This is a genomic window from Methanobacterium sp. BAmetb5 (assembly GCF_003491305.1).
Classification (GTDB): Archaea; Methanobacteriota; Methanobacteria; order Methanobacteriales; family Methanobacteriaceae; genus Methanobacterium.
In genome coordinates, this window is record NZ_CP022706.1 from 1,547,942 (window position 1) to 1,560,000 (window position 12,059).

The 12,059-nt window shown below is 44.9% G+C and carries 11 protein-coding genes (1 of these 11 cut by a window edge); 5 read left to right on the plus strand and 6 right to left on the minus strand.

What is annotated here, in order from left to right:
- Window positions 1-61 precede the first annotated feature (61 nt).
- Window positions 62-676, minus strand: coding sequence for a hypothetical protein (locus tag CIT02_RS07525; RefSeq protein ID WP_292611180.1), 615 nt, complete (start codon window positions 674-676; stop codon window positions 62-64).
- 168 nt (window positions 677-844) lie between these two features.
- Between CIT02_RS07525 and CIT02_RS07530 the strand changes: the two genes are divergently transcribed.
- Both CIT02_RS07530 and CIT02_RS07535 read left to right on the plus strand, forming a co-directional pair.
- Window positions 845-2,518 carry a lipocalin-like domain-containing protein gene (locus CIT02_RS07530; RefSeq protein WP_292611182.1) on the plus strand — a complete coding sequence of 558 codons (1,674 nt, stop codon included), beginning with the start codon at window positions 845-847 and terminating at the stop codon, window positions 2,516-2,518.
- A 40-nt stretch (window positions 2,519-2,558) separates the two neighbouring features.
- The gene (locus CIT02_RS07535; protein WP_292611184.1) at window positions 2,559-2,795 is read left to right on the plus strand and encodes a hypothetical protein; all 237 of its coding nucleotides are present in this window, start codon (window positions 2,559-2,561) and stop codon (window positions 2,793-2,795) included.
- Window positions 2,796-2,841: 46 nt separating this feature from the next.
- Here CIT02_RS07535 and CIT02_RS07540 read toward each other — a convergent pair whose 3' ends face one another.
- From CIT02_RS07540 to CIT02_RS07550, 3 genes are all read right to left on the minus strand, one after another.
- The gene (locus CIT02_RS07540) at window positions 2,842-3,816 is read right to left on the minus strand and encodes a DNA glycosylase (protein WP_292611186.1); all 975 of its coding nucleotides are present in this window, start codon (window positions 3,814-3,816) and stop codon (window positions 2,842-2,844) included.
- A gap of 196 nt (window positions 3,817-4,012) precedes the next feature.
- Complete coding sequence (locus tag CIT02_RS07545; protein ID WP_292611188.1) at window positions 4,013-4,651, minus strand: head GIN domain-containing protein; 639 nt, start codon at window positions 4,649-4,651, stop codon at window positions 4,013-4,015.
- A gap of 275 nt (window positions 4,652-4,926) precedes the next feature.
- Window positions 4,927-6,198, minus strand: a complete 1,272-nt coding sequence (locus CIT02_RS07550) for an alpha/beta fold hydrolase (protein ID WP_292611190.1) — start codon at window positions 6,196-6,198, stop codon at window positions 4,927-4,929.
- A gap of 335 nt (window positions 6,199-6,533) precedes the next feature.
- On the opposite strand from CIT02_RS07550, the gene CIT02_RS07555 reads away from it, so the two are divergent.
- Complete coding sequence (locus tag CIT02_RS07555; protein WP_292611193.1) at window positions 6,534-7,190, plus strand: DUF998 domain-containing protein; 657 nt, start codon at window positions 6,534-6,536, stop codon at window positions 7,188-7,190.
- 60 nt (window positions 7,191-7,250) lie between these two features.
- Window positions 7,251-8,552 (plus strand): acetyl-CoA hydrolase/transferase family protein, encoded by a 1,302-nt coding sequence (locus CIT02_RS07560; protein ID WP_292611195.1) that lies wholly within the window; start codon window positions 7,251-7,253, stop codon window positions 8,550-8,552.
- Window positions 8,553-8,661: 109 nt separating this feature from the next.
- Here CIT02_RS07560 and CIT02_RS07565 read toward each other — a convergent pair whose 3' ends face one another.
- Both CIT02_RS07565 and CIT02_RS07570 read right to left on the minus strand, forming a co-directional pair.
- Window positions 8,662-9,627: a hypothetical protein gene (locus CIT02_RS07565; protein ID WP_292611197.1), complete on the minus strand. Its 966-nt coding sequence runs from the start codon at window positions 9,625-9,627 to the stop codon at window positions 8,662-8,664.
- Window positions 9,628-9,810: 183 nt separating this feature from the next.
- Window positions 9,811-11,556, minus strand: a complete 1,746-nt coding sequence (locus CIT02_RS07570; RefSeq protein ID WP_363124167.1) for an NAD-dependent malic enzyme — start codon at window positions 11,554-11,556, stop codon at window positions 9,811-9,813.
- A 290-nt stretch (window positions 11,557-11,846) separates the two neighbouring features.
- Here CIT02_RS07570 and CIT02_RS07575 point away from each other — a divergent pair, with 290 nt between their 5' ends.
- Window positions 11,847-12,059 carry the 5' portion of a rhodanese-like domain-containing protein gene (locus CIT02_RS07575; RefSeq protein ID WP_292611199.1) on the plus strand. The gene runs 120 nt beyond the window's last position, so only the first 213 of its 333 coding nucleotides appear in the window; it begins with the start codon at window positions 11,847-11,849; its stop codon lies off the right edge, out of view.

The window sequence follows — 12,059 nt, forward strand, 5'->3', positions numbered from 1 at the left end:
TACCTTGAAACTGAATATAATCTAACCATGCTATGTATTTTATTAATTTATCCCTGGAATATTATAAATAACTAATCTCTGGTTGATCTTTCCTTATAACTTTAATCAACACTCCCAAAATAGATTTTAAGGGAAATATTTTCTTATTCTTCACTTCAACATACCAAAAATTGTTTTCATGAAAGAATCTTTCCACCACCGTCACCCTGAAGGGAAATCCCATTATAAGGGCACAAACTCCTAAAACTGGTGATTCTGTGGATTCGCAGAGTATCATAATCCGTTCACCCTCACGGATCTTTTTAGGATTTATTTTAACCATTAATTGGGTTCCAGGCTCCAGATTCAGGTTTTGGCCTGGTGAAACATCCATAATAATGGTTTTTTCCCGGGCAGCCCCTCCCTGGTTTTTAAACCTTTTTTTGGTTGTTCTCAAAATTAGAGATTCTAACAAAACCGATGAAACACCGGTTTCCCCTAACTTTTCCCTAATTCCCTGGTCTAATGCTTCCTGCAGGACTTTCATCGAGTGAATTTCCCGGCAATGGGAATTTATACTGGTACTGCGCATGGGACATTTCCAGCAGTATTTATCCTCCAGGGTATCCATTATTTCCTGGTAGGCAGCACCTGCAGTATCCTGAAATTTATCCAACTGTTCCTGGAGTTTGCCCATACTGATCACCAAATCGGGATTTATTCTGTGATTATCTATGTTAAACATCCTGTTTTATTTTTTCCTGGAGAGATTCTATATAACTATAAAAGGACTACATAGATCAAGCACGTTCCTGTATTACGGGAATCACCTGCAAAAAAAAGATCCACTGGAGGAAAAGTTCTCATGCCAAAAGATACACTAAATAATTTGGATGAGCTGGAAAAACAGAACATAGCCACGGCCCTGTGGATGAAGGATTTCCAGGTCAAAAAAATCCCCAAAAATGTGAAGACCAGGATTCTAAGCAATAAAAACAGTCCTGAAGCATTCGGAATCCGTATGAAACACCTTATACAGGACTTACTGGATAATCCTGATTCATTCACTCCCAATTATCGGGAAAGATATAATAAGCTATTGGACCACTGTGATTCCCTAACACCACTTCAGGCCTACGCCATGAACCACCTGTTAGGATTGGATTCCAGCCGGGGCTACCAGGATGTCCCTCCCGAGGCTAACCTGGAGTTTCCCCGTGACTTCGCCCCCCAACTGGGATACCAGGTAGGCTGGCACTTCTTTGTAGGTCACTGTCGCGATACCCGAAGGAGGGAATACGGAATTTTAGTATCTTTCTACCGCTATTCACTATTACCTCCAGAAATTGCCCATAGTTTTGGGTTAACAGATTGGGATAACCAGATATTCGAGATGCAACTGGCAGTGGCCCGTGAAGGGGAAGAACACCTCCAGGCACGCCCATTCGCAGTTGCGGGAACCACCGGACTTTTGAAATTCTCCAACCAACCCTTCCATTATGAAGCAGGAAACAACCGGATAATCTCTTTACAGGAAAATGAACTGTTCCCTCTCCGGTTGCAGGCCTGGGGGGTGAACCAGGGAGGGGAAGAAGATGTGGAGATGGAGGTCGATCTGGGATTTTCCTCCAAAAAGGACTTCCTACTGCAGGGAAACCAAGGATGTCTCCCCTGCTGCTGTAACATTGGAACCCTCTACTATTCCGCTACCAATCTACGCCTGGAACCAGGCAGCCTTTTGAAACTGGGTGGAGAGGAGATAACCCTCACCCAGGGACAGTTCTGGTTCGACCACCAGTGGGGCAACGGCCTGGAGCCCCTGGGAAACAGCCGATGTAAGGTGGTTCGGGCAGCAAGCATGCTCGCCAAACCATCTCAATCAAGAGGATGGGACTGGTTCATGGCCCAATTCGACGAGGACCGGCAGATGACCATGTACGCACCCCACACTGACGAAAACTCAGGGTACTACGGGCAGACTGGGGAAGAACCACCAGGAAACATGAATGTCCAGGTTAAAGGACAGTTTATTGATGCTGAACACAATTTAACAGACATGAAAGGAACTTTAGTGGTTGATAAGTGGGTTAAAAGTGTTAAATCATCCGACCCTGAGAATTACTTCATCACCAACACTTGGTATCCTGATAGGTGGAATTTCAAGTTCCAGGACATGGTACCGGATGATCTGAGGGAATTTACCATGACACCCATAGTAACTGGGGGGCAGACGGGTTACAATGCCAGTGGGGCTCAGTATTCCGAGGGAGGAGTAAATATCAGAAACAATGAGGGTCGTTTCCTGGGAAGAGGATTTGCAGAGTCAGTATACTATGCTGATGCCCTGCAAAACATGCTATCTCTAGCAGGGATACCGGATACCCAGAAAATACGGAAACTCATGGAAACACCAGGACCATCTTCACTCTTGAAGTTGAAGGGTCTGTTATATATGGCCTGGCCACCTCACCAGAAGAAACTGAAAAAGATACTGGAAAAATGTTTAGAACAGGGATTACCCATTGATTTCATTAAGTAAATTGATTTCTAAATGATATACCACTTGGAATTAAAAACACTTGGAATTAAATAATCAAAATGTAATTAAAAAATATCCACAGGGGACTGATACAATAAACAAAACTTTAAGTCTAATTGCTGCAGTTTTGATGGGGATAATCCTGGTGATACTCCTCTACCAAACCTTCGTTATGGGACAGTACTCCACCTTCAATTTCCTGGCCATACTGGCCTTTGCGGTGTTTTTGGCCATCAGCATCTATGACTGGAGAAATGCGGACACCGATGAAGAATAAATTTTTATTTTTTCTAAAGATTCTAATAGGTGTGGGTACTGAAGGTTTATTTTTTCTTTAAAGATTCTAAAAGCCCAGATTTCCGGGCATAATGGAATAAATAGAGCTGAACGTACCCTGCCCAGTCACCGTAATGTTCCATACCAAATTCACGGACTTCCTGTGGTTTAAGTTCCTCACCAGGGAAATAAAGGTATTCTATGATCCTTTTAATCCACACATCCACCGGGAAAGCCTCTCCCATCCCCAAACCGTAGAGCAGGATACAGTCGGCCACCTTGGGCCCCACACCCGGTAGCTGTAGGATAGTGTCAAATGCTTTTTCGTACTTCATTCTGGCCAGTTTATCCAGGTTTATTTCGGATTGCACCATGTGCGAGGCATTAATAATATATTTAGCCCGGTATCCAACCCCGCAGGCCTGGAGATTTTTATCAAAGACGAAATCCGGGGGCAGGTTATCTTCACAGCGTTGCATCTCTTCTAGGTCATGTTCCGGAGCACGGGCCAGTACAGTTGGGGAGGGGAAGGTGTAAAAATCACCGGAGCTGAACCGGTATCCATCACCCCACCTCCTTTTAATATCATTCACTGAGCGTGTCCAGCGTAATATGGAACAGTTAGCCGAAGATATTGAAGATATAATACATTCAAATGGGTTATGGGCTTTAAAGATTCTGAGACCCTGGCAGAAGGCAATGGTTGGTTTTAGTTTAGGATCTTCACCTAAAAAATCGTATAACTGGTCCAGATCATGGTCAAGACCAAAAATATCCCGGACCTTACTTTCAATGGCTTTTCCTGAAATCTCTTCTGGAGATTCTGCCATGATATTTACCCTATTTTCTGGATCTGAATCTTCATGACCAATCTTTACCAGACATGGAGCACCATTCACTATCACCAGTTCCTGGAAATGATGACTATCCTCTTTCCACGGGGGCTGGCTGGTCTGGCCACTGTTGATGGTGAGGGACAGGTTGAAGGGTCCTTTAGGGTTGAAGTTAAACTGGGTTTTCATCACTGTGAGTTTGTTTTCGTTGATTTATATTTATCCAAAGGTGAAGGTTTATATTAAATATGGTTGGATAAATGCCCTAAAAAACTCCTATCCTGTCTAAAATCCCTTTTGAAACTTGGAAATTTTTTAAAAATCAAAAAAAATAAAGGGATAGAGTTAATAATCACCATCCCTCCCCGACTTCTTAATGTATTTTTTAACCGCTTTTGGTCACGGAACCCTGACCATTGACCTGCTGGGTTACCTGAGGGCTACCAGTGTAGGTTATGGAACCTCCACCATTAACTATTGCGGTGAGAGTGTTTATCACGTTAACATTGGCTTTTCCTTGCCCGTTAATGGTCACGGTGGCAGTTTGGCTCTGTAAGTTATTGGCGTCTATGTTACCCCCTCCGTTGATGGTGGCCACCATATTCTGGGTAGTACCCGAAAGGGTCATTTTACCGTTATCCAGGGTAATGGTGAGTTTATCGGTGTTCAGGCCGGTGATTTCCGAGTTACCTCCGCCATTGGTGACGAGGGTTTTCAAATTTTTAAGGGTGACGTAGAATTTTACAGCCCCATTACCCACACTGTTCAGGTTGTTGATTGACAGGGTGTTCCCCGATACAGTGGTGGAAATTTTAGACATCAAATTACTATCTGCTTCCATTCGGAAGGATTCATTGTCACCCTGCTGGATGATTAAGGTACCAGGGCCATTTAAAGCAACAGTGGTAATCCCCTTAACATCCGGGGTCTGGTTCCCAGTTCCAGTTTGCTGGGTACATCCTGAGGCAGCCACAACAATACACAACAGTATACCAAGTACAAGAGTATAAGACATTTTTCCCATAAATTAACCTCCACTGGGTTATTTGATTAAATTAATTATTATAGTTATGTTATTACTCACACTTGGGTGAAAATCCACTTCTGCACTCTAAGGGTCTTGTCAAGGGATATTAACCCTTCTTTGATTTAGATTCTTCCAGAGTATTTTTACACAAACCATAACACTAACCCCAAAACAAAGTGTTAGTCGAGGTGTAACATGAGTTTTGCTGGAAGACCAGTATTCAGATTCAAAGAATTTCATGGCCCGGGTGGAGTTAAGCCGTAGATTAAAACCTATATCAACCAATCGCTGATGGTTTGTATCACTTCTGCACTGATATGTCCCTCTACTCCGTATTCAGTGGGAGTTGATTTACCTTCTCCTTCAATGAACAAATGGTTTAAACTGGGGAATAGATGGCAGGTGACATCTTCTCTAGATTCAAGCTCCTTTTCCCACACTTTGAAGTCTTTGGTTGGTGACACCTGATAATCACGTCCTCCCTGCAGGATCAACAGGGGCATTTCCAGGTTTTTAATGATTTCTTTAGTGGGGTGGTTGCGCAGATCTAAGAAATAGGATGCTGACATACCCAAAGGCAGCTCTTTTGATGGAACATCTGCGGAAAGCTCAGGATCCTTTGCACGAGCCACTTTAACCTTTAAAGATTCCAGTGTATCCTTCTGTTCCCTGGTCATCTTACCCGAAAGACTGTAAAGGTAGGTGAACTGTTCCAGGATGGTATCCTCCAGGGGCCGGATAATACCGGCCATTATAATCAATCCTGCCAGATCCGGGTCCTCCTGCCCGATACGTGGAGCAACAGATGCACCTAAACTGTGGCCCAGTAAATATACACTTTTTGGATCGATTTCTGGGGTCTGGCGCAATAAATCTGCTGCCAGGAGAGCATCATCAATAACTTCTTCCTGCACCGTCAGCTGAGCCAACTGGTCCGGTGTAAACTTTGAAGCATGTTGGAGGGTTCTTTTATCATACCTTAAGACTGCAATTCCCTTTGAAGCCAAGCCCCAGGCGATATCCCGAAATATTTTATTGGGTCCCAGAGTTTCGTCCCGATCATTGGGACCAGAACCATGGACCAGAACCACGCCCGGAAACGGCCCAGAACCAGTGGGAAGGGTGATAGTTCCGGGTAAAGACCATTTCCCGCGGCCAACAGTCACTTCAACCTCTCTAAAGGTGGAATCATCCACGTAATCTGGTGGATGGTACTCAGTTTGGGAGGGTATTATGCTTAATCCACTGATACGGCCCTTACTGTTGAACACGACCTGTACATCAATGTTGGCCCGTTCAAACTGGCACCTTACACTGACGATCTGGTGTCCTTCCAGTTCCGCGGTTTGCAACACTCCAGACTGGATTAAATCACCTGCGGGTATGGTTAAACGTTGCCAGGACTTTTTCAACTCAGGTAAAGGAATAGCAGTTTTCATCTGGTTATCAAACTGTTGGACAGCCATTTCGTAGTTACCCTGTAACATCTGGGACACGAATCTTTCGGCCAGTGCCCTAAAATTATCCAAATTTAAAGAACTCATATAATCTCCTCTTTTTAATGTAAGTGATGTCCAATTGCAAATAGGAACTGTTCAAATTAATAGAAGTGGTATCCTTTCCAGTAATGTATATTTTTACAAATATTATATTATTATCATTGGCTTGAAAATCAGTCATTCAACTTTTTTACAAATTTCATAGAATATTATCTAATTTCAAAATAGTTTAGTAATTATAATGCCTTACATTGGCAGTTGGAGAGGGTATAACAACTTATTTATAATAATGGGAAATATATGAAATGTTAAAAACCGGAAATATGATAAATTTACATAGTTAAAAGTCTAAAGGGAAACTCGAAGTAAGGGGGGGAACCATGTCTTATAAAGAGGATTTATCAACTGAAAACCAGATTAAGGGGACGGAACCATCCGCTACACATGTCACTCTAGCGGGTATTTTCATTTTCATAGCCGCCATGGTGGTTTTAATGGGTATTATAACTGGAGAAATTTTTTACCCTCCAGAACTCACTTACACCACGGCTCAGAGTATGATCAGTGATTTGGGGGCTACAGTGCCTCCTAACAGTATCATAACCCAGCCCTCGGCAACCATATTTAATTTTGCTATGATCATCGCTGGAATTCTGATTCTAATGGGTAATTACTTTCTTTTTAAAGTTTACCACGATAAAATCGGTGGGATACTGGTGGGATTGTTGGGATTAGGAGCCCTCGGTGTGGGGGTATTCCCGGGGAATATGACTCCCATGCACCCCATATTCTCGTTGATGACCTTCATCTGTGGAGGTTTATCGGCTATTTACTCCTACAAATTAATCAAATCACCATTCAAATACATATCACTCCTGTTGGGACTCCTCTCCCTATTTTTCCTCTTCACCTACAACCTGTTCATACCAGTGCTCGGTGGAGGAGGAGTGGAAAGATGGGTGGCTTACCCGGTTATCCTTTGGCTGCTGGGATTCGGAGGATACCTGATGGGAAAAGGATCAGAAAATAACTCTTAAAATAAAATTTTAAGCTACAATATTTATTTAAAAACTAAAAAAGGGGATAAGGGGTTTTAAATGTATGAAAAGGACTACCAGGGGAAGTTAACCACACCCGCACAAGCAGTTAAATCAATCCATAATGGAGACATGCTGGTCCATGGGCTGACCATGGCCGAGCCACCAGCACTCCTAAAAGCAGTGGCCGACCGTCTACGTGAAGGTGACCTGGAAAAGATTAGGATGTTCAGTGTTATCCCCCTGGACAGTGTCTGTTCCACCATACTGGCCCCGGACCTGGTGGACTGTGTGGAGGCCTACAGTGGATTCGTAGACTCCGGTACCAGGGGCCTGGTGAGTGCCGGTCTAAACTATTACGTTCCCAATCACCTCCACCAGATTCCCCGACTCCTGGAAGAGTTCATCGGAGTTGACGTGTGTATAACCACGGTTTCACCTATGGATGATGCAGGATATTTCTCCTTTGGCACGGCTAATGATTTTACCTCCACCGCAGCCCGGGCAGCCCGGATTTTAATGGTGGAGGTCAACCGTAACATGCCCCGGGTATTCGGTGACTCCTTGATCCACATATCTGAGGTGGATGCGGTGGTTGAAAACCATCAGGCTATCTCCGACTTCCCTTGTGGTGAAAAACAGCCCGAGGCAGATATCATTGGTAAAAACATATCCAAACTGGTACCTGACGGTGCAACCATCCAAATGGGTATCGGGGTGCTGCCCAACGCCGTGGCTGAACAACTGGAAAACCACTCTGACCTGGGAATACACACCGAAGTATTTGGTCCGGGAATGGTACACCTCATAAAAAAGGGAGTGATAACCGGTGAAAAGAAAACCCTCCACCCCCGCAAACACGTCTTCACTGTAGCCCAGGGAGACCAGGAAATGCTGGAGTTCATGAACCAGAACCCGGCCATGGAAAGCTATCCCTGCTCCTACGTGAACAACCCCGCAGTCATCGCCAAAAACGACAGGATGATCTCCATAAACTCCCTGATACAAGTGGATCTCCTGGGTCAGTGTAATGCCGAGTACCTGGCAGGACACCAGTACAGTGGAACCGGTGGACAGCTGGACTTTGTCCGGGGGGCCTTCGATTCTCGTGGAGGGAAATCCATACTGGCCTTCTATTCCACCGCCAGAAATGGCACGGTATCCCGGGTGGTGGATCATTTAGACCCCGGGGCCATGGTCACCACACCACGTATGGACACCCATTACCTGGTCACTGAGTATGGGGTTGCCAATCTCAAGGGTAAATCCACCCGGGAAAGAGCACATGAAATAATAAACATAGCCCATCCCCGGTTCCGTGAAGAACTCTACCGGCGCGCTGAAGAGATGTACATTATATAATTCATCTTCATTAGAGGTTTTTAACTTCTGCAACTTTCAAAATCGTAAGTTAATCTCTGTACTTGTTCAATTTATTAGGAATGGTTGGATTAGGACGGGATTGATGAGATTAGAGGAATGACTCGTTATCCAAGTCGACCTCACAAGCACCAAATTTTAACTTCTTTTTATTTACCCAGACAAAGCCATGATCGGGAGTGATGACGGCCACGTCTATAGGGCCCCCTACACCAGGCATATCGCCCGGGTCAGCGTTAATACCATCACTGAAACGCTGTATGGCACTGGTGGTCTGGATCATGAGGGTGGCGAAGTCAATGGCATCCTGCAAGGTCATGGTCCCCCACTGGATGGCGTATTCCAACCCCCGGAGCTGGGTCATTATCAACTGTTCCCCCTGGTTCTGGATAGCTTCTTTAACAAAATCCACGTTCTGAATCCTCCCATCAAATCCCAGCACAATCCGGGCAGCCACATCTCCCTGGCCCAGCCAGGAACTACCATATTCCATGCCAGGCTTGGCACTGTCCCGCAGTTCCTGCACATCTCCGGGGATGGTGGCGCTGTAAACCTGGTGGGACCCGTTAGGATTGTAACCGGCCACCAGTATCTCAATGGGGTCTGCCCGGGCCATCCCATTTTCAATGGTTCCCTGGGGCGTTCTGAAGCTGAACTTCAAAGACTGGTCATCCATTTCCATCTGCAGGATGGTACATCCTTTAGAATTCAGGTCATTCTGGATGTTAGCCTTGATCTGGTCCATCTGTTCCTTCCAGTGGTATTTATCGTTGAAGATGCTGTGCAGTTTCCAGGCCACATCCTTAACTCCCATTTTTTTAACCCGGGATGAGCGGCGGAACTCTTCAATGTACTGGCTGACGTTCTTCTGCACTCCTTCCTCAGGGAGGAAAGCCAGACCAGTTATACCTACCCCTATCCTAGGGTTTATTTGAAAGATTTTAATGGCGTTTTCACTGCCTATCCGGGCCATGCCCTTCATGTTGCGGTAACTCTGCCGGCTATCGGCAGCCAGCACTATTCCTTCTGGTGTGGTGGTGTTAATGACCAGTGACATGTTTTAACCTTCATTTTTTATGGGATATTTTATCTAGAAATTAATTATGGATGTGGGGGTTAATAGTCCTAGTGTAAAAAAATGCAGATCGCTAACAGCACTGAACAGTAAATATGGGTTTAAAATGAGCATCACCGATGATAAATAGTTAAATCTTCTCTTAAAATATTTATAAGTCTACCATTATTTAGCTGGTATTTTTAAGGGTTTGTAGGGCCTGTAAACTGGTTCCCATATGTTAGATTCCACCAGGCTTTCCACATCGTTATCCTGGCAGCAGGCAACTCCCTCCAGAATGGCCTGCTCTGCCACAGCCATTCCAATATTTTTACTCACTTCCATTAAATGGGAAACATCAGGGAGCAATCTCCGGATGTCTTCCTCTTCCACAGAACTGGCCAGTGCCTGTGTAGCCGCGTCCATCATTCCTGCAGTCATCCTTTCCGCCTGGCTGCTGATTACACCCAGACCCAGCCCCGGGAATATCAGGGCGTTGTTGCACTGGGCCACTGGATAAGATTGTCCCTGGAAATTCACGTCTTTAAAGGGACTTCCAGTGGCCACCAGTACCTTTCCCCCTGTCCATCTGATTAAATCATCGGGAACAGCCTCTACCAGAGTTAATGGGTTGGATAATGGGAATATGATGGGGTGCTCCACCTGGGAGGCCATTGTGGTAATGACTTCACGGGTGAAGGCTCCCTGCACTGTGCTGGTACCTATCAGGATGGTGGGGTGCACCTTACGCACCACATCCAGCAGGTCTCCTGGATCATCACCAGAACCCCAAATTTCGGTTTCTTCAGGTGGACGGGCGTAGGGCGCCTTGAAATAATCGATGTCCTCCCGGGTACTGGTTACCAGTCCCTTCCTGTCTATGAGCCAGAAACGCCTGTAGGCTTCTTCATGGTTTAGTCCTTCCTTTACCATTTGTTTCCATATTTGGTCGGCAATTCCACATCCGGCAGTTCCCGCCCCATAGATAAGCACCCGATGATGAGATAAAGGGGTTCCAGTTACTTCCAAAGCATTAAGGAGGGCGGCCATGGCAACGGCCCCGGTACCCTGTATATCATCATTGAAGGTGCACATCCTGTCCTGGTAACGATCCAGGTGGTGTCTGGCATTTTTCTTACCAAAATCTTCCCACTGGAGGAAAACACGGGGGAATTTGCCCTTTATGGCCTCAATCACCGCCTCCACAAAGTGATGGTATTCCCCCTGGCTGATACGAGGATGACGCCAGCCAAGATAGAATGGATCCTCCAGTAAACGTGAATTATTGGTGCCCACATCGATCATGATGGGCAGCATCCTCCGGGGGTTGATACCGGCACACAGGGTGTAAACCACCTGTTTTGCCACGGAAATACCAATTCCATTGGCTCCCTGGTCACCGATCCCCAGTATCTGCTCAGAATCAGTTAAAACAATAAGATCGATCTCATCTTCAGCCCAGTGGTCTAAAATTTCCTGGATATGTTCCCTTTCAGGGTAAGATAGGTAAATACCACGGGGTTTTCGAAACTCGTCACTGTAACGCTGGATTGCCAGGCCAGCAGTTGGTGTGTAAACGATGGGCATCATTTCCTGGATGTGTTCCCTGATTAGGCGGAAAAATAGTGTTTCATTGGTGTTGTAGAGGTTGTTTAAAAAGATATTTTTCTGCAGATCATCGCTCTGCAGGGAGAACTGTTGGTAAGCCCTCTGCAGTTGATCGTCCAGAGTTTCTACTGAATGGGGCAAAAGTCCGATAAGATGAAACAATTCCCTTTCCTTAGTGCTAAAAGCAGTACCCTTATTTAATTGTGAAGATTGAAGGAGTTGACTCCCTTTAAGATCAGTTTTAATATATTTAGTTCCTTCTTTTTCTACAGTAACCGCTATGGATTTAAACTGTAACCCCCCATATTTGGGAAACTCCGGGATATTTAATTGTCCCCCGGGTATGGGATATAATTATAATTTCAACCTTTATATATACTTTGCGGATTTAAAGGGTTAAATTTCTGTCAGATTCTCCATTCTGGACATGTATGATGACATAATCCTGACAATGAAAATTATGGAGAGGATACAATCTGATCTAATCCACGGGCATAGTCCGGGAGAGATGTTCTCATTTTACCATATCCCTTCTTTTAATCTATAGTTAAATCTTTGCCGACTATAGAAAATAAGAAAGGTCATTAAAACAATAATAAAAATGGTGATAAAATATGGGAGAGTTCATTACCATAACCCCGAAAAGTGCCTGGGAATTAATTAAAAAGGAACCAGAGATCACCATACTGGACATACGGCCCAATGCAGATTTTAAGAGGGAACATATTCCCGGGTCAGTGAACCTGGATTATGATGGCCACCAGTTCCCGAGTAAAGTGGAAAAACTGGATAAAAACCAGCCCTACATCATTTACTGTAAAAGCGGG

Coding starts and splice junctions, on each gene's coding strand:
- CIT02_RS07550 (WP_292611190.1), bottom strand. CDS start 6,198: ATGAGTTCTTTAAATTTGGATAATTTTAGGGCACTGGCCGAAAGATTC.
- CIT02_RS07540 (WP_292611186.1), bottom strand. CDS start 3,816: ATGAAAACCCAGTTTAACTTCAACCCTAAAGGACCCTTCAACCTGTCC.
- CIT02_RS07555 (WP_292611193.1), top strand. CDS start 6,534: ATGTCTTATAAAGAGGATTTATCAACTGAAAACCAGATTAAGGGGACG.
- CIT02_RS07545 (WP_292611188.1), bottom strand. CDS start 4,651: ATGGGAAAAATGTCTTATACTCTTGTACTTGGTATACTGTTGTGTATT.
- CIT02_RS07530 (WP_292611182.1), top strand. CDS start 845: ATGCCAAAAGATACACTAAATAATTTGGATGAGCTGGAAAAACAGAAC.
- CIT02_RS07560 (WP_292611195.1), top strand. CDS start 7,251: ATGTATGAAAAGGACTACCAGGGGAAGTTAACCACACCCGCACAAGCA.
- CIT02_RS07565 (WP_292611197.1), bottom strand. CDS start 9,627: ATGTCACTGGTCATTAACACCACCACACCAGAAGGAATAGTGCTGGCT.
- CIT02_RS07525 (WP_292611180.1), bottom strand. CDS start 676: ATGGGCAAACTCCAGGAACAGTTGGATAAATTTCAGGATACTGCAGGT.